The organism is Vibrio sp. R10-SG3-ISO10, assembly GCF_059834185.1.
Genome location: NZ_JCBDHG010000020.1, coordinates 636,487 through 651,995, shown reverse-complemented (window position 1 = coordinate 651,995; position 15,509 = coordinate 636,487). Strand labels below are relative to the sequence as shown.

Below are 15,509 nucleotides of genomic sequence, written 5' to 3'. Positions count from 1 at the left end.
AATTTAAGGAAATAACATTATGTTAGATGGAATTTTACAAGGTCTTTCGACCGCAGTGATGCCAATGAACATCATGATGGTGATTGTTGGTTGTTTTGTCGGTACCTTTATTGGCATGTTACCGGGCCTTGGCCCAATTTCGGCAATCGCTCTGATGATCCCAATTACCTATGGTTTGGAGCCATCTTCAGGTCTTATCTTGATGGCTGGGGTCTATTACGGCGCGGTCTTTGGTGGTTCAACATCATCAATCCTAATCAACGCTCCGGGTTGTTCATCAACCGTTGTTACCGCCTTTGACGGCTACCCTATGGCGCAAAAAGGTCAGGCAGGTAAAGCCCTTGCACTTGCGGCATACTCATCATTCACGGGTGGAACGTTATCCGCGATCATGCTATTAGTTGCCGCTCCAGCACTGGCTAACGTCTCGCTGAGCTTCCAATCTTCAGACTACTTTGCCTTGATGTTACTCGGTCTTTCTGCAGTTGCTGGCTTTGCAGGTAAAGGACAAGTGCTTAAAGCATGGATGATGACGATTTTAGGCCTGATGCTATCAACCGTTGGTATCGACAAAGGGGTTGGTGTTGAACGCTTTACCTTTGGCCTAACAGATCTAATGGATGGCTTTAGCTTCCTACTGTTGGCAATGGCCACCTTCGCACTAGGCGAAACCTTGATGGGGATCTTAAAGCCTGAGCAAGACACGCGTTCAGACGAACAAGATAAAATGAGCAATATCGGCAGCATGAAAGTCACTAAAGAAGAAGTGAAAGAAGTGGCGCCAGTCTCGATTCGCTCATCTATTCTTGGTTTCTTTACCGGTGTACTTCCAGGTGCTGGTGCCACCATTGCAGCCTTCCTTAGCTACGGTATGGAACGTAATCTCGCGCCAAAAGAGAAGAAAGAAGAATTTGGTAAAGGGAGTATCCGTGGTCTAGTCGCACCAGAATCAGCTAACAATGCGGCGTCAAGTGGCTCGTTTGTTCCTCTTCTAACTCTGGGTATTCCAGGGTCTGGTACCACCGCTATTATGCTTGGTGCTTTGATTGCTTACGGCATTCAGCCAGGACCACGTCTATTTGTCGAGCATCCAGATGTGTTCTGGTCAGTTATCATCTCAATGTACTTTGGTAACATTGTGCTGGTGATCTTGAACTTACCGCTGATTCCGTACATCTCCAAGCTACTTGCTGTGCCGAGAACGGTTCTACTCCCTATGATTTTGTTCTTCTCAATCACAGGTGTATACCTTGTCTCGTTCAACACAATGGATGTCTTCATCATGCTGTTGATCGCAATGGGAGCAATCGCACTCAGGTTGGCCAACTTCCCGCTCGCCCCCCTACTACTTGGATTCATTCTTGGTGGTTTGATGGAAGAGAACCTACGCCGAGCATTAATGATCAGCGACGGTGAACTGAGCTTCCTATGGGAACGCCCAATTACTATGACATTCTCAATCTTAGCGGTGCTTGTTTTGTTCAGCCCACTGTTTGTCAAACTGTTCCAAAAGTTAAAGCCAACACCACAAAAAGTAGAGCAGTAATTATCACTCCTGTGTAATTTGGTTTGATTTGACCGAAGCCAGTCGCAACTCGACTGGCTTTTTTTGGTTGAAACATTGAGCTTTCTGCATTAATCCACACACCATTTCCGGCATCAAATAACCGCTTCCAACCAATCCTCCGATAAAATTCATTCAAAGTACGAATTCTTAACATAAGTTAATGAGTCAGCACCGCGAGTCTTCTATTTTGTTCTCCATGCAGATAAGGAGAAAAATAATGCTAGAGTGGAGAATCAAAAAATTTGATCAGTTAAACGTTCAGGAGCTTTACGCTTTTTTGCGTCTTCGGGTGGATATTTTTATCGTCGAGATGGAAGAGCCCTATAGCGACCTAGACGGAAAAGACACCCACCCTGAGACATATCATGTAATGGGATTTGACGGTGAAGAACTCGTAGCGTACAGCCGTATCATGCCGCAGCAACTTGGTTACCCAAAAGAAGTACTCCCTTTAATTGAAGGTGACGCTAACGATGTATGTATTGGCAGGGTAATTGTTAGCCTCAAATACAGAGGGAAAGGTGTTGGCAGCGAACTAATGCGGGTAAGCTTCGAGTCAACAAAAGAGCTTTATCCGCAAGACTCCATTTTTATCTCGGCTCAAGAGCATTTAAAAGATTACTACGGAGGCTTTGGATTCAACGTCATCACTAAACCGTATCTAGAAGACAACTGTAAGATGCTTGGACTCCGATACACACCTTAAGACTTAAAAGGCAGTTTGTGCCCAGTCGTAGACTGCCTTTCATTTTTACTTCCCTTAGATAATTAACTACTTAGAGCCAATAATACGCTTTTATTTCTATCGAATGACCACTTAAATGGCATGCATTTATTACAAGCCCTGATCGACGTCAAAACGCCATACTTTTTACAATTTAGTGATTGCCCGCACAGAAACTAGAGTATAAACTCTATTTTTTAACAAATAGAGTACATCACTATGTCGTTGCGTCCCATAGCGCTGTTGATCGGTTTTCTTGGCGTCTACTCTCCCCTTTCTAACGCCGCTGCGATCAGCTTCGATCAAGCTTGGCAAGTCTTGCAACAAGAAAACAACTCGTTGGCTGCGCAACGCTCGAATGTCGAGCGCTATGAACATCTTAAAAACGCAACGGATAACCTCAACTTACCTTCAGTCACTGTTGGCGCTAACTACACGCGATTAGATACTGATGTAAAGGTTTCTGGTAACCAGCTTTTTGAAAGTACCGGTCAACACCTTCCAAACCTTGGGCCTGTATTTAACCAACTGCTTGCTGGGCTGGGTGGTGTCACTTCTACCATTACTGAAAGAGATATTTTCAGTTCTTCAATCCGAGCCGTTTGGCCGATCTTTACTGGCGGGCGTATCAACGCGGCCCAATCCGCAGCCGAAGGTCGTAAAGAACAAGCGCAAAGTGAGTTGGCTATGGAAACCCAAGCTCGTTTTGAAGATCTCAGCAAATACTACTTTTCGGTTCTGCTGGCTCAAGAGGTGGTGGAAACTCGCCGACTCGTCGAGCAAGGTTTAACTAAGCATAGAGACAACGCTCTGAAATTAGAGCAACAAGGGCAGATCGCCCGCGTCGAGCGCTTGCAAGCAGAATCCGCGTTAGATAAAGCGGTCATTGAACGTAAGAAAGCAGAGAAGAGTTTAGAGATAGCTCAATCGGCGCTCACCCAGATCCTAAACCAAACAACCAATGTTGAGCCTGCCGACAGCCTATTTATCAACCAAAACTTACCAGAGCAGACTTTGTTCGTAGAACGTACTCTTGATACCTACCCCGGCTTAGCGCTACTTGATGCGAAAGAGAAACAAGCCGACAGTTTGATCAAAGCAGAAAAAGGTAAGTACTACCCTGAAGTGTATCTGTATGGGGATTACAGCCTACATGAAGACGACTCACTCGCGAGCCAAATGAAACCAGATTGGTTGGTCGGTGTAGGTGTGAATATTCCTTTGATCGAGAGCTCTGGTCGTAGTGATCAGGTTAAAGCCGCGCACAGCGCAGTTTCGCAAGTCCGCTACCTAAAAGCGCAAGCAAAACAAGATCTTTCCGTACTGGTTCAGAAAACATACCTTGAAGCGCAGCAGGCTCAAGAGGAAGTTCTTGGGCTGGAATCAAGCATTGAGTTAGCGAGCGAAAATCTCAATCTACGTCAAAAGGCCTTTTCTCAAGGACTATCCACCTCCACCGATGTAGTAGATGCGCAGCTTTACGTGGCTAGCGTTCAAACTCAGAAAGCAGCAGCAAGTTTTAACTATTTGATCTCACTCTCCAAGTTGCTTGCACTATCGAGTGAGATGGATGCATTCAGCCAATACCAACACAACGCTATCAATATTTCGAGCAAATAAGGATCTAAGATGAAAAATGCAAAACCACTTCTACTTACGGCTGTCGCATTGAGCGTTGCATCTTGGGTTGGCTATAGCTTTTACCAAGCCTATCAACCAAAACCAGTTCGCTTGCAAGGTCAGATTGAATCTCAGCAATACAGTATCTCATCCAAAGTACCGGGAAGAATTGATCAAGTAATGGTGCGCAAAGGCGATCATGTCGAAAAAGGCGAGCTCATCTTTACGCTCCACAGCCCAGAGATAGAAGCAAAGCTAGAACAGGCAAAAGCAGGTGAAAAAGCGGCGGGTGCACTTGCAATGGAAGCGGAAAAAGGTGCACGCGCTCAGCAAATCCAAGCGGCGAAAGACCAGTGGCAAAAAGCGAAAGCGGCATCGGCTCTGATGGAAAAAACCTATCTTCGCGTCAACAACCTCTATAAAGAAGGGGTAGTCGCCGAACAAAAACGTGACGAAGCGAAAACCCAATGGGATGCCGCTAAGTACACTGAAAGTGCAGCTTTCCAAATGTACCAAATGGCACGAGAAGGTGCACGTAGTGAGACCAAGCTGGCCGCCGCAGAAAAAGCACGAATGGCAGCGGGTGCAGTTGCAGAAGTTGAAGCCTATGCCGAAGACACGACTATCGAAAGCTGGTTCGACGGTGAAGTGTCCCAAGTACTGCTTCAAAGTGGTGAACTTGCTCCTCAGGGCTTTCCTGTTGTGACTGTGATTGATACCGATGATTCTTGGGCAGTCTTGAACGTACGTGAAGACCTACTCAGTCACTTTGAAAAAGGTCAAACTTTCTCCGCTTTCGTTCCAGCGCTTAACAAACAAATTGAGTTTAAAGTGTCTCACGTTGCCGTTATGGGTGATTTTGCAACCTGGCGTTCGACCGATGCAGCTCAGGGCTTTGACCTAAGAACATTCGAGGTAGAAGCAAGGCCAACTCAACCTGTACAGAATCTGCGTATGGGCATGAGCCTAGTTGTTGAACTAAAGGGATAATTAGGTCGCGATATGGTTGATCATAGCGTTTCCCAGTTTTCAATTATCCGACGCGACAAATGGCTATTGTCTAGTTTGACATGGCTACCTGTTATGCTGGCCGTGATGATTTGGGCAATTTTCTCGCAAGGTATCGCGCGAGATTTGCCCATCGGTGTCGTGAATCTAGACTCTGGCAAAATGTCTCAGCAGCTGATTCGGTACTACGACGCAACATCGGCAATGAAGGTCGATAGGCAGTTCACGAGCGCGCTAGAAGCCAAACAAGCCTTAGTTGAAGGTGAAATATACGCTTATGCCGTTATCCCACCTAACTTTGAACAAGATACGTATAAACAGTTAGCGCCTCAGGTGAGTGTTTTTTACAACAGCCAAATGATCTTAGTGGGTAAGTTGATCAACTCTGCCTTTCTTCAAGCTCAAGGAACGTTTAATGCGCAAGTCAGTGCTGTCGGCAATTTGAGTCAAGGTAATGCGACTTTAAGCTCTGCGCTCGGAAAAGCGGTACCGATTCGTACGCAAATCACTCCCCTATTCAATAAGAACTCCAATTACGCGCAGTTCTTAGTTTCAGCGGTGGTCCCCGCGCTTTGGCAGATTGTTGTGGTTGTGACCACCATTCTCGTCTTATCGGCGAATTTACGCGACAGAGGGCTCAATCATTGGCTTGGCAATAACCCTGCTCGAGCAATATTTCAAACGCTTGCCCCCTACTCTTGGGTGTTCGCTATACAAGGTTTCGCTTTCTTGTGTTGGTTTTACTTAGGGTTTAAGTGGCCGATGAATGGTAGTTTTTTGGTTTTGATCGTCGCGCAATGGATAACCATCATTGCCTGTATGATCATGGGCAGCCTGTTTTTCTTTTTGACTCTCGACGCCGCACGAGCGATGAGTTTCGCTGGCGCATTTACCGCTCCAAGCTTTGCTTTTATGGGGATTACCTTCCCTGTTACCGATATGAATAGCCTTGCCCAGGCGTGGCGCAGTTTATTACCTATCAGCCACTACATCGAAGTACAGGTCAGCCAAGTCAGTTACGGTCAAGCATGGATAGAATCTTTACACCATCTACTGCCTATGCTTGGTTACCTAGTCGCCGCTTTACTGGTCATTGGGCTGGCAAAAAAGCACTTAAACAATCAAGAGTCCAAGGTCGTAAGTGAGGCAACACTATGAGTTTCTTTGAATTGGTCAAATCGGAACTTAAAGCACTACTGACCAATCCTGTGGTGGTTCTTACCGTATTTGGCGGCGTGGTGTTTTATTCATTCCTCTATCCTTTACCCTATAGCCACCAAACCCCACAAGAACAGAAGATCAGTGTGGTTAACTTAGACAGAAGCCAAACAAGCTACCAATTGGAACGTATGGTTGATGCAACGCCACAGGTTAACGTTGTGCAGCGAGATTACACACTGGAAGACGCTCACCAAGCTTTTCTCGATGGTGACGTGAGCGGGATACTTGTCATTCCAGAGCATTTTTATAAAGACTTAATGCTTGGGAAAAGCCCAACACTCTCATACGCCGGAGATGCATCTTACTTTTTGGTTTACGGCACTATCGTAGAAGGTCTTGCTCAGGCAGGTGGGACCTTAGCAGCGCAAACTAAAGTGGCTAAACTACTCATTGACGGTCAACCACTATCAAAGGCAGCCTCTCAATATGCCGCGACTAAGCTGAATCTAAAACCAACATTTAACCCGCGCATGGGCTATGTGGATTACGTCGTGCCTGCGGTGTTTGTGCTCATTTTGCAACAAACTCTAGCAATGGCAGCAGGGTTAATGGTAGGGACGCAAAAACACGGAACGGGTTACTGGAGTCATACCTCTCCACTAAAACTCATCTCAGTTCGTATTCTGGTTTTAATCGCGGTTTATTACTTATTAAGCATGTACTACTTTGGCGCCAGTTTTTCTATGCATGGCGTTAACCAACTGGCACATGCAACAGAGCTTTTAACTCTGCTACTGCCCTTTTTGATAGCATCTTGTGCGATAGGTATTTGGTTAGGATCCATCACTCCAAGACGCGAATTAGTGACGTTAGTCGTGTTGGTCAGCTCAATGCCACTTGTGTTTAGCGCGGGTTTTATATGGCCAATTGAAGCGATTCCTACCCCAATGGTTTGGTTGTCGGAACTCTTTCCGAGTACCCCAGCTATTCAAAGCTTCTTGACCTTGAATCAAATGGGCGGCATATGGCAGAACATTTCAGATAACTATACTCAGCTTTGGTTGCAAAGTTTGGTTTGGTTCTCTATTGCTCTGTGGAGTTTAAAAAACAGCTTAAAATCAGATAGCTAGATGCCATTTATTTGCAGCTATAGATAGCTCCATTTTTATAAATTGTGCTAATGTGATTACTAAACTGACTAAATGAGTGATTGACTGATGCACGATTTAACCACGACTGCTGTCACCGTATTTATGGGTTTCTTCGCAATGATGAACCCAATCGCTAACACGGCTGTCTTTGTCGGAATGACTGGGCAACAAACCGCAGAGCAACGCAAACAAACGGCGTTCAAAGCTCTGGCAACAGCATTTGCCATTGTTGCTGCGTTTAGTTTTCTTGGTAAAGGGATCTTTGAGGTATTTGGCATAACCCTACCTGCTCTTCGCTTGGCAGGTGGTATTCTCGTCTTTCTCGTCGGCTATCATATGCTGCAAGGCAACTCATCCAAGATGCACAGTCATGACAGCGAAGAAGCCTCCCAAGACGGTGATATTGCCATCTCGCCACTAGCCCTGCCTATCTTAGCGGGCCCAGGCACCATAGCAACGGCAATGAACTACTCTGCCTCAGGCGATATCTTCAGCATTGTGGTGACAATCGCGGCATTTGCCTTGCTTTGTCTCATCACCTTTGTCTGCTTTTTGTTTGGCCCAAAACTGGTTGATAAACTTGGTGAAAGCGGAATCAATATCGTCACCCGTTTAATGGGGCTGATTCTAACGGTAATAGGGATGCAGATGCTGATTCAAGGCGTCCATGACGCTTATATCCTTTTCCAGAAGTAGCGCTGCATTTTTTCCTGATACGCAAGGTACAACTCTTTGCCTTGCGTCATCACTCTTGTGACATCACTTTTCTTCCCGTCGCTCCTGCTAAACTTGACCCGTCTATTGGTAGAGGGTTTAACTTTAGTGAATCGACCAAGGCTTGGAGTTTTTATGCTCACCGTCACTCAAATTGCTAAACAATTCGGTATTTCCCGCACCACTATTTTGTACTACGAGCGAGAAAACCTTCTACTGCCATCTCATCGATCCGAGAACGGTTACCGCTGGTATGGCGAAAAACAAGTTGAAAGACTCGACGCTATCATCTCTTATCGCTCATATGGCCTTTCTATTGCGAGCATCAAGTCTCTGCTAAACAAGCAAGGTCAATCTCAAACTCAACTGTTAAAAGATCATTTCAGTGACTTGGAGCGAGAAATTCAAGCACTACGCAACCAACAAAAAGCGATTGTCGTATTACTCCAAGAGCCTGAATTACTTAATGAAAACATGGTCAACAAACAGCGTTGGGTTGAAATCATGTCCGCGGCTGGCTTCAATGAAGATGACATGCAGAAGTGGCATCAAAAGTTTGAAGAGATGGAGCCAGAAGAGCATCAAAAATTCCTAGAGTCACTAGGAATTAGGCAAGAAGAAATAGTGAAGATTCGTCAACTGTAACGCAAGATAGCGTGAGAGATTCTCAGCTCCGCTACATTGCTCTATATAAGAGAGGCCTGCCTATCAAACAGGCCCCATACACACATTAGATCAACGACTACGATTGACTTTCCGAGAGCCCCATAACAGTGTTAGAAACATTTTCAGCCCCTTTATGAATCTCATCCATAACGGTTGAAACCTCAGTTATTTTCGAGTTTCCTTGTTCAGAAATCGTTGAAACCTCACTCATCATGCCTGTTACTTCATTGATTAGGCCTTGGTTTTCTTCGACAACTTTTACAATCTCATCAGTAGATTCTGAAGTGCGAGAGGCAAGCTGTCGAACTTCGTCAGCAACGACAGCAAAACCACGCCCATGCTCACCTGCCCTCGCAGCTTCTATCGCCGCATTCAGTGCTAGCAAATTCGTCTGGTCGGCAATACCTTGAATAGTAGAAACAATGTTTTGAATATTTTGGGAGCTGGCATTTAATTGCTGAACTTTCTCAACCGTTTCTTGCGCCTTTTTGGAGACATTCTGTGACACCTCAACTGAGTCCGCTAGTAATTGGGATCCCTCTTGCGCAATTTGCGCTGTCTCAACTGAAGTCGAATAAGCCACTTCAGAAGCCTCCGCTATTGCTTGGTTGCGTTCGATGCGCGCAGTTATATCACTTGCAAATTTTACAACCTTCACCACTTTCCCTGTTTCATCTCTAATAGGATTGTATGTGGCTTCAATCCAAACGCTCGCTCCATGAGAACTACGTCTCTGAAAAAGACCTGATTTGATCTGTCCATCTTCGAGATCTCGCCAAAAATGAGGGTTGTCCTTGTAAAACTCGTCAAAGCAGAACATTCGGTGGTGCTGCCCAACCACTTGGGAAGAGCTGTATCCGAGCGTGCTCAAGAAATTGGGATTGGCTGCAATAACGGTGCCCTTGGGATCAAACTCAATAATAGCTTGCGACTTATCCAATGCAGAAAACAGTGCATCATTTTTTTGGTTTTTATAGAACATCTCAGTGATGTCTGAAGCAATCTTCGCCACGCTAGACACCTTACCTTCGGAATCGCAGATAGGAAAATACGTCGCCTCGAGAACAATGGTTTCACCCTGCTTGTTCTTTCTCTCAAATGTCCCCTCTTTGGTCACGCCCTTGGCTAAGTCACGCCAAAAACTCTGATAGGCCGCAGAGCTAATATAACTGTCAGAACAAAAAATCCGATGATGCTTTCCTTTTACTTCTTCTAACGAGTACCCAACAACACTTAAAAACAGTCTACTCGCATCTTGAATGACCCCCTCAGGACTAAACTCTATCCAAGCAACATGTTTTTTGATTGCAGCATAGACATGATCAGAATGGTTAGATGTCTGGGTTGGTTCGTTATTTTTAAAAAACAACATAAATTAACCTTCCTTGGGCAATACACTTACTTATAGTGCTGTAATTATAGTCATCACTCAGATATAAATTATCGAATATCACTGTTTATTGGCGCTGCTTTGACCACTTTTCGAGGCTCAGTAATCTACAAGATGCGCAAGATACGAATTACTAAGAGAAAATCATCGGCACTCCCTTCCAGTTTGGACAAATTAGATTGTTCCCTTTCGCGCGATGATAATTTAGACTGCTTAGGCAATTGATACATTTGAACCAAGGATAGTCGATGAGCTCAAATAACATTCTTAGTCCGACACTGATTGAAAGTGGTCGCGACATACCATTACAAGAGCTACTGTTTGCCAAGCGAGTGCTAGATAACTATTTGTCTGTGGCGCAGGAATCAAGCCCAATTGAGCTACTGGCGGAAATGCGTGAAGCTGCGCGAGGTGTTGAATACTTCAAAACTGAAAGCAACCCATGTGAAGCTAGAAACGTGATCAGCAAAATGTTTGCTGAAATTGAAGCGTCGCAGTCTTTCGAAGATTTTAGAACTCTGGCATGTAAGCCGCGCCAAGCGTTGCACGAACTGATTGAAGACCGCGCTCAACTCATTAAACATGAACGCGGCTTGTTGCTTGCTGCTGGGTATGACTTCTCTAGTATTTGAGTTAACAAGCTATGACTCAGGGGCGCCGAACAGGTTTATTTACACTGTGCGCCCTTAGATACCCATTGTTTACCTTCGACAAACCACTAAAAACCGCGCTTTTTCCAAAACTCACCTTCATCACGCGCATACACGTCAAACGTTTTTTCCGCAATCACCTTATCATTCAACGTGATAGTCATGCGCCACTTGCCAATGTTTGATTCAAACCCGTCAACTGGATCAAGTAACTGAATGGTGTCACCAAGATAAAAGTCCCAGTCATTACTTCCGACATGCAAATCGCCAGTAAATGGTTCTAAAGTCTGTCCTTTTTTACCTTTCACTCCTGGGTGGGCAATACAAAACTCTATCACTTCTCCCTTGGCTTTCTTGATATTGACGATGAAACCAAATTCTATTTCTTCATCGGCGGGAACTTTGGTCGTGAACTCTTGAATCTTCGGCAAGTGCTTAGATTTTGAATCCCACTCTTTATAAATACCGTAAGAGGTCATCTCTACAACTGGGGAACGCTTTGCCATTCTTGCCACCGTTTTTTCATAGATTTTATCGTTTTCGGCGCTACGCCATGAATATTGCCATAATTGTTATGGCATTCGATCACCTCAAACTTAGCTTTAACGCGCTTAGCCAACTTCAGGTAAGGAGCTATTTCCCAGCGTTGAACAAATGTGTTTGAAACAACGACACTATCGCCGTTGAGCAAGGCTTGCTCAGTCATCTGCTGACACCACTGATGAGCCATTGCGATTTGCTCCGGCTGAAAGACATATTCGCCACAGTCGTTGATAAAATACATATCGGCTTCGTAGTGTTTGGCATCGATTGTCTTTGCCAATGTGCTTTTACCTGATCCAGGTAGACCTCGAATCAAGGTGAGTTTTAAGGTCATAGTGAATTTAACTAGTGAGTTCGCGCACGAATATTAATATAAATTGGACCAAATTGGCTATCGACATCTCATTCTGATTGGGTTAAGTTTAGAAGTATAGACGTCCATAAATACGCTTAGGGAGTAAGCTGTGCCAATTAAGATCCCCGATCAATTACCCGCATCTGACGTATTACGTACCGAGAATATCTTCATCATGCCTGAGTCTCGTGCGTCAACACAGGAAATTCGTCCGCTTAAGGTGCTGATCCTCAATCTTATGCCTAAGAAAATTGAGACGGAAACCCAGTTCCTACGTTTGCTATCAAACAGCCCACTACAGGTGGATATTGAGCTGCTACGCATTGATGATAGACCAAGCAAAAACACACCAACAGAACACTTAGATAACTTCTATCGCCAGTTTGAAATGGTCAAAGGACGTAACTTTGATGGACTGATCATCACTGGTGCGCCATTAGGCCTGGTTCAATTTGAAGATGTGATCTACTGGGAACACTTGCAAACCATCATGAGTTGGGCGAAAGAACATGTCACTTCAACGCTGTATGTTTGTTGGGCAGCCCAAGCAGGTTTGAAGTTACTCTACGATCTACCTAAACGTACTCGTAAGGATAAGCTATCTGGGGTATATCACCATAAGATCCACCAGCCTTATCACCCTGTGTTGCGTGGTTTTGATGACACCTTCTTAGCGCCACACTCCCGCTACGCTGATTTCTCTCCAGAGTTCCTTGCCGAACATACTGACTTAGATATTCTTGCAACATCAGACGTCGCAGGTGTTTATCTGGCAGCCACCAAAGATAAGCGAAACGTGTTTGTCACCGGTCACCCTGAGTACGATTCTCACACCCTGCACAATGAGTACATTCGTGACTTAGGTGAAGGTATGGAGCCAGTTATTCCAGTTAATTACTACCCGAATAACAACCCAGATAATAAACCAACCGCAAGCTGGAGAAGCCACGGACACTTGCTGTTTTCCAACTGGCTAAATTACTGCGTTTACCAACAAACACCTTACGACTTGGATCACTTCAGCGAAGCCAATTTTACTAAAGACGATTAGGGTCGTTGAGCTTTGTACTTACTCACTTGCTGAGTTTCAAATAACAGTTGTTGGATCTGCTCAGAGATTAGAGGGACATTTTGCCAAAGAATAAAATGGCCCTCTTTTTCTACTTCAATCAACTGCTTTGATGTGCCGGTTAGTCTTTGAATCGCAAATACCGAGTTGTCAGGATCTGCGATGGTATCCTCTTTGCCATGAATGATCGTCACCGGAAGCGTATCCAATACGCGCCAATCTTTACCATTCAATTCACTCAACTCTTCAGCCAGTGGCATCATCTCTCCATTAGACGTCTGCCAATCATTAGACAGTACCCAATTGATAAGCCACGTATCAGCAATTATGTTGTACCACTTAGGTTCTTCGAGCTTAGGGTCAAAAGCGGGCGCGACCAAAACCATCCCATCGACCCTATCCGGCTGCTGAAGTGCAAGTGCCAAAGCGATAGGCGCTCCGAGCGAATGTCCAACCAATATATTAGATTTATCACTGGCTAGCAGTTCACCAATGGCTTGAGCCTGTTGATCAAGGCTAGAGACTAATTCCGGTTTTGATGCTCCATAGCCTAAGCGATCTACAGAAATCAGCTCTGCTTGCTCCTGCAGTGATTCGTTGGCGAGGTAGTCTGCATACGAGGTATGGCTACCTGGAGAGCCATGAATAAACACCACCCTATGACTCGCAGTTGGGTTAGCTATTCTGACAAAAGCAAGGCCATCTTTTGTTTGCTCAACCTCTGCATTTAACTCAGTTGCAGACGAAGGTTTGACTGCTAAGCCAATGAAAAAACTTATAATAGTTGTTAGAACTGCCGCTTTGTTTCTCACTCTTCACCTCAGTTGATTACACGGTTATCTGCAAAACATGTCGCATACTTTCCTCGTCTCGCTAATCAGACCGGATGAGTTGAGATATACATTCAATCTCGTCTTAGAACTTATGTATTCCTATGAGATTAATCATTCTAATTTCAACCCTATTGCTAACTGGCTGTATGAACTCTACCCAGATTCAAAATTCTGATGCCCAGCAACGTTCAGAAGCCCGCATTGAACTCGGTATCGGCTACATGCAAAGAGGCGACATGCGTAAAGCGCGAGAAAATTTAGAACAAGCGCTGAAGCACTCACCTAACTATTATCGAGCACAGCTCTCTATCGCTCACTATTACGAACAAGTTGGAGAAACACAATCCGCCGAGTCCTTCTACAAAAAAGCCTTAAAGCGTCACCCAAGCAACGGAGATGTACTTAACAACTATGGTACATTTTTATGTAAACAAGGCGAGTTCACTCTTGCGGACAAGTACTTTAATCATGCGATCCAGCAACAGAATTACTATTTAACCTCAATCAGTTACGAAAACGCCGCCCTATGCGCAATGAAAGCACAACAAACCGAGCAAGCCATCAGTTACTTCAAGCGCGCCTTAGACTTTGAACCCGATAGAGTTCGCTCAGCTCTAACACTGGCTGAATTGGAAATTAGAGCAGGTTCATTGGAAGATGCAAGGTTGAGATTGGTTCGATTCCACCATAAGTTTGGGCTGCATAAACCGTCGCTAAAATTGTTGATCGAACTAGAGCAAAGAGCGGGAAACCCAAATGTGGCAGAGGAGTACAAGCGTAAACTAGATAGCTTTAGCTAACGCTTTGAGTGGTGTTTTTTTCGACGACTTCTCACTCGTGATGCACGTTGAATCTTAAGATATTCTTTATAGAGAATGTAAATAAAAGCAGCGATTCCCAACACAGACAAAAGCGCAAACAGGACTAGAAAACTTTCACAGATCCAAATCGGTTCACAGGGCATATAAATTTCAAACTCCATATGCCCTCCGTTAAGTAAGGTTAACTCTTAAGTTTCAGCCACTTTTGGCGTTCAACTTCCGTTTTGAATGTCCAAGCGATAAAGCGACTTACTTTTTGTCCTTGACTCATTTCAACCACTTTCACCTCTTTAGCACCCGCTTTTTCGAGGTTTTTTCGCATCCATCGCACATTCTCTTTTTTGGAGATAAGCGTAGAGAACCACAGTACCTGCTGCGCAAAATCACGGCTTTCAAATGCCATGTTTTTTACAAATGCCGCCTCACCACCTGGGCACCAGAGTTCTGCTTTTTGACCACCAAAGTTAAGTATAGGTGACGATTTAGCTTTCATTTGTCCGGTAGGTTGACCACGTTTACTTTTACTGGCCGATAAGTTTTTGATCTTTCTCTCTGTTCCCTGCTTTGCTTCTTCAAGCGACTTATGAAAAGGCGGATTACAGGTGGTTACATCATAAAACTCGTTTGGTTTGATGATGCCTTTGAAGAAATGACGGCTATCTTTTTGCAATCGAGCTTCAACGCGCTCACTCAGTACCTTATTCGACTGGGCAATCTGGTTAGAATTATCAACTGAAACAGAATCAACATCTGAACCTACATAGTGCCAGCCATACTGAGTCGCACCAACGATAGGGTAAATGCAGTTGGCCCCAAGCCCGATGTCTAATGCACGTACTTGGTTATGTTTAAGGCTTTTACTTTCTTTGGTTAATATCTCAGCAAGACGATGAATGTAGTCTGCGCGCCCAGGAATAGGTGGGCACAAATAACCTTGTGGAATGTCCCACTCGGTGACTCCGTAGTGGTGAGCAAGCAAAGCCCTATTGAGCAATTTAACGGCCAACGGATCGGAAAAATTAATGCTCGCCTCACCTTTAGGATTCTTCACTACGTGCTTTTTAAGCTCTGGTAGTGCCGCAGTGAGCTTTGCGAAGTCATATCGCCCGTGGTGCAAATTGCGCTTATGCAGACCTTTCTGCCCTTTAATCGTGACGACTTTCATCTCGCTGGTATTTGGCGTGTCTTTTTTATCGGCTTTCTTAGATTGAAATTGTTTCTTTGGGCGCGTCATAGT

17 protein-coding genes are annotated in these 15,509 nt (G+C 44.8%); 11 read left to right on the top strand and 6 right to left on the bottom strand.

Features of this window, described 5'->3' with window-relative positions:
• The first annotated feature begins 19 nt into the window (after positions 1 to 19).
• The 8 genes from AC6R16_RS13070 to AC6R16_RS13035 all read left to right on the top strand — a co-directional run bounded on the left by AC6R16_RS13070 (position 20) and on the right by AC6R16_RS13035 (position 8,590).
• On the top strand, positions 20 to 1,546 hold the full coding sequence (locus AC6R16_RS13070) for a tripartite tricarboxylate transporter permease (protein ID WP_004748386.1): 1,527 nt from the start codon (positions 20 to 22) through the stop codon (positions 1,544 to 1,546).
• A gap of 238 nt (positions 1,547 to 1,784) precedes the next feature.
• Complete coding sequence (locus tag AC6R16_RS13065) at positions 1,785 to 2,273, top strand: GNAT family N-acetyltransferase (protein ID WP_500674636.1); 489 nt, start codon at positions 1,785 to 1,787, stop codon at positions 2,271 to 2,273.
• A gap of 237 nt (positions 2,274 to 2,510) precedes the next feature.
• On the top strand, positions 2,511 to 3,911 hold the full coding sequence (locus AC6R16_RS13060; protein WP_500674635.1) for a TolC family protein: 1,401 nt from the start codon (positions 2,511 to 2,513) through the stop codon (positions 3,909 to 3,911).
• Between the two features lie 9 nt (positions 3,912 to 3,920).
• Positions 3,921 to 4,901 (top strand): HlyD family secretion protein, encoded by a 981-nt coding sequence (locus AC6R16_RS13055; protein WP_500674634.1) that lies wholly within the window; start codon positions 3,921 to 3,923, stop codon positions 4,899 to 4,901.
• Positions 4,902 to 4,913: 12 nt separating this feature from the next.
• Positions 4,914 to 6,077 (top strand): ABC transporter permease, encoded by a 1,164-nt coding sequence (locus AC6R16_RS13050; RefSeq protein ID WP_500674633.1) that lies wholly within the window; start codon positions 4,914 to 4,916, stop codon positions 6,075 to 6,077.
• Positions 6,074 to 7,210, top strand: coding sequence for an ABC transporter permease (locus AC6R16_RS13045; protein WP_500674632.1), 1,137 nt, complete (start codon positions 6,074 to 6,076; stop codon positions 7,208 to 7,210). The genes AC6R16_RS13050 and AC6R16_RS13045 overlap by 4 nt, the downstream gene beginning before the upstream one ends.
• Positions 7,211 to 7,297: 87 nt before the next feature.
• Positions 7,298 to 7,927: a MarC family protein gene (locus AC6R16_RS13040; protein WP_069666218.1), complete on the top strand. Its 630-nt coding sequence runs from the start codon at positions 7,298 to 7,300 to the stop codon at positions 7,925 to 7,927.
• Between the two features lie 153 nt (positions 7,928 to 8,080).
• A complete protein-coding gene (locus tag AC6R16_RS13035; RefSeq protein ID WP_500674631.1) occupies positions 8,081 to 8,590 on the top strand; it encodes a MerR family transcriptional regulator in 510 nt (169 codons plus the stop codon).
• 97 nt (positions 8,591 to 8,687) lie between these two features.
• Here AC6R16_RS13035 and AC6R16_RS13030 read toward each other — a convergent pair whose 3' ends face one another.
• Complete coding sequence (locus AC6R16_RS13030; RefSeq protein ID WP_500674630.1) at positions 8,688 to 9,983, bottom strand: methyl-accepting chemotaxis protein; 1,296 nt, start codon at positions 9,981 to 9,983, stop codon at positions 8,688 to 8,690.
• 266 nt (positions 9,984 to 10,249) lie between these two features.
• On the opposite strand from AC6R16_RS13030, the gene AC6R16_RS13025 reads away from it, so the two are divergent.
• Entirely contained in the window at positions 10,250 to 10,633 is a 384-nt protein-coding gene (locus AC6R16_RS13025) for a hypothetical protein (protein WP_239855553.1), read from the top strand.
• Positions 10,634 to 10,719: 86 nt separating this feature from the next.
• On the opposite strand, the gene AC6R16_RS13020 is transcribed toward AC6R16_RS13025, so the two are convergent.
• Positions 10,720 to 11,157, bottom strand: a complete 438-nt coding sequence (locus tag AC6R16_RS13020; protein WP_425666781.1) for a DUF3859 domain-containing protein — start codon at positions 11,155 to 11,157, stop codon at positions 10,720 to 10,722.
• Positions 11,133 to 11,528, bottom strand: a complete 396-nt coding sequence (locus AC6R16_RS13015) for an ATP-binding protein (protein WP_500674629.1) — start codon at positions 11,526 to 11,528, stop codon at positions 11,133 to 11,135. The genes AC6R16_RS13020 and AC6R16_RS13015 overlap by 25 nt, the downstream gene beginning before the upstream one ends.
• A 130-nt stretch (positions 11,529 to 11,658) precedes the next feature.
• Between AC6R16_RS13015 and metA the strand changes: the two genes are divergently transcribed.
• The gene (metA, locus tag AC6R16_RS13010) at positions 11,659 to 12,600 is read left to right on the top strand and encodes a homoserine O-acetyltransferase MetA (RefSeq protein WP_004748359.1); all 942 of its coding nucleotides are present in this window, start codon (positions 11,659 to 11,661) and stop codon (positions 12,598 to 12,600) included.
• Here metA and AC6R16_RS13005 read toward each other — a convergent pair.
• Positions 12,597 to 13,430, bottom strand: a complete 834-nt coding sequence (locus tag AC6R16_RS13005) for an alpha/beta fold hydrolase (protein WP_500674628.1) — start codon at positions 13,428 to 13,430, stop codon at positions 12,597 to 12,599. The two genes, metA and AC6R16_RS13005, sit on opposite strands and share 4 nt — an antisense overlap.
• A 122-nt stretch (positions 13,431 to 13,552) precedes the next feature.
• Between AC6R16_RS13005 and pilW the strand changes: the two genes are divergently transcribed.
• The gene (pilW, locus tag AC6R16_RS13000) at positions 13,553 to 14,251 is read left to right on the top strand and encodes a type IV pilus biogenesis/stability protein PilW (RefSeq protein ID WP_500674627.1); all 699 of its coding nucleotides are present in this window, start codon (positions 13,553 to 13,555) and stop codon (positions 14,249 to 14,251) included.
• Here the strand turns inward: pilW and AC6R16_RS12995 are convergent.
• Entirely contained in the window at positions 14,248 to 14,433 is a 186-nt protein-coding gene (locus AC6R16_RS12995; protein ID WP_500639117.1) for a hypothetical protein, read from the bottom strand. The two genes, pilW and AC6R16_RS12995, sit on opposite strands and share 4 nt — an antisense overlap.
• A gap of 20 nt (positions 14,434 to 14,453) precedes the next feature.
• A complete protein-coding gene (gene rlmF / locus AC6R16_RS12990; RefSeq protein WP_500674626.1) occupies positions 14,454 to 15,506 on the bottom strand; it encodes a 23S rRNA (adenine(1618)-N(6))-methyltransferase RlmF in 1,053 nt (350 codons plus the stop codon).
• Positions 15,507 to 15,509: the final 3 nt, after the last annotated feature.

What these genes read in the sequence shown, in the direction of transcription:
- AC6R16_RS13060 (WP_500674635.1), top strand. Translation starts at nt 2,511, where the DNA reads ATGTCGTTGCGTCCCATAGCGCTGTTGATCGGTTTTCTTGGCGTCTAC.
- AC6R16_RS13045 (WP_500674632.1), top strand. Translation starts at nt 6,074, where the DNA reads ATGAGTTTCTTTGAATTGGTCAAATCGGAACTTAAAGCACTACTGACC.
- AC6R16_RS13035 (WP_500674631.1), top strand. Translation starts at nt 8,081, where the DNA reads ATGCTCACCGTCACTCAAATTGCTAAACAATTCGGTATTTCCCGCACC.
- rlmF (WP_500674626.1), bottom strand. Translation starts at nt 15,506, where the DNA reads ATGACGCGCCCAAAGAAACAATTTCAATCTAAGAAAGCCGATAAAAAA.
- AC6R16_RS13050 (WP_500674633.1), top strand. Translation starts at nt 4,914, where the DNA reads ATGGTTGATCATAGCGTTTCCCAGTTTTCAATTATCCGACGCGACAAA.
- AC6R16_RS13070 (WP_004748386.1), top strand. Translation starts at nt 20, where the DNA reads ATGTTAGATGGAATTTTACAAGGTCTTTCGACCGCAGTGATGCCAATG.
- AC6R16_RS12995 (WP_500639117.1), bottom strand. Translation starts at nt 14,433, where the DNA reads ATGGAGTTTGAAATTTATATGCCCTGTGAACCGATTTGGATCTGTGAA.
- pilW (WP_500674627.1), top strand. Translation starts at nt 13,553, where the DNA reads ATGAGATTAATCATTCTAATTTCAACCCTATTGCTAACTGGCTGTATG.
- AC6R16_RS13030 (WP_500674630.1), bottom strand. Translation starts at nt 9,983, where the DNA reads ATGTTGTTTTTTAAAAATAACGAACCAACCCAGACATCTAACCATTCT.
- AC6R16_RS13040 (WP_069666218.1), top strand. Translation starts at nt 7,298, where the DNA reads ATGCACGATTTAACCACGACTGCTGTCACCGTATTTATGGGTTTCTTC.
- AC6R16_RS13020 (WP_425666781.1), bottom strand. Translation starts at nt 11,157, where the DNA reads ATGGCAAAGCGTTCCCCAGTTGTAGAGATGACCTCTTACGGTATTTAT.
- AC6R16_RS13025 (WP_239855553.1), top strand. Translation starts at nt 10,250, where the DNA reads ATGAGCTCAAATAACATTCTTAGTCCGACACTGATTGAAAGTGGTCGC.
- AC6R16_RS13065 (WP_500674636.1), top strand. Translation starts at nt 1,785, where the DNA reads ATGCTAGAGTGGAGAATCAAAAAATTTGATCAGTTAAACGTTCAGGAG.
- AC6R16_RS13015 (WP_500674629.1), bottom strand. Translation starts at nt 11,528, where the DNA reads ATGACCTTAAAACTCACCTTGATTCGAGGTCTACCTGGATCAGGTAAA.
- AC6R16_RS13055 (WP_500674634.1), top strand. Translation starts at nt 3,921, where the DNA reads ATGAAAAATGCAAAACCACTTCTACTTACGGCTGTCGCATTGAGCGTT.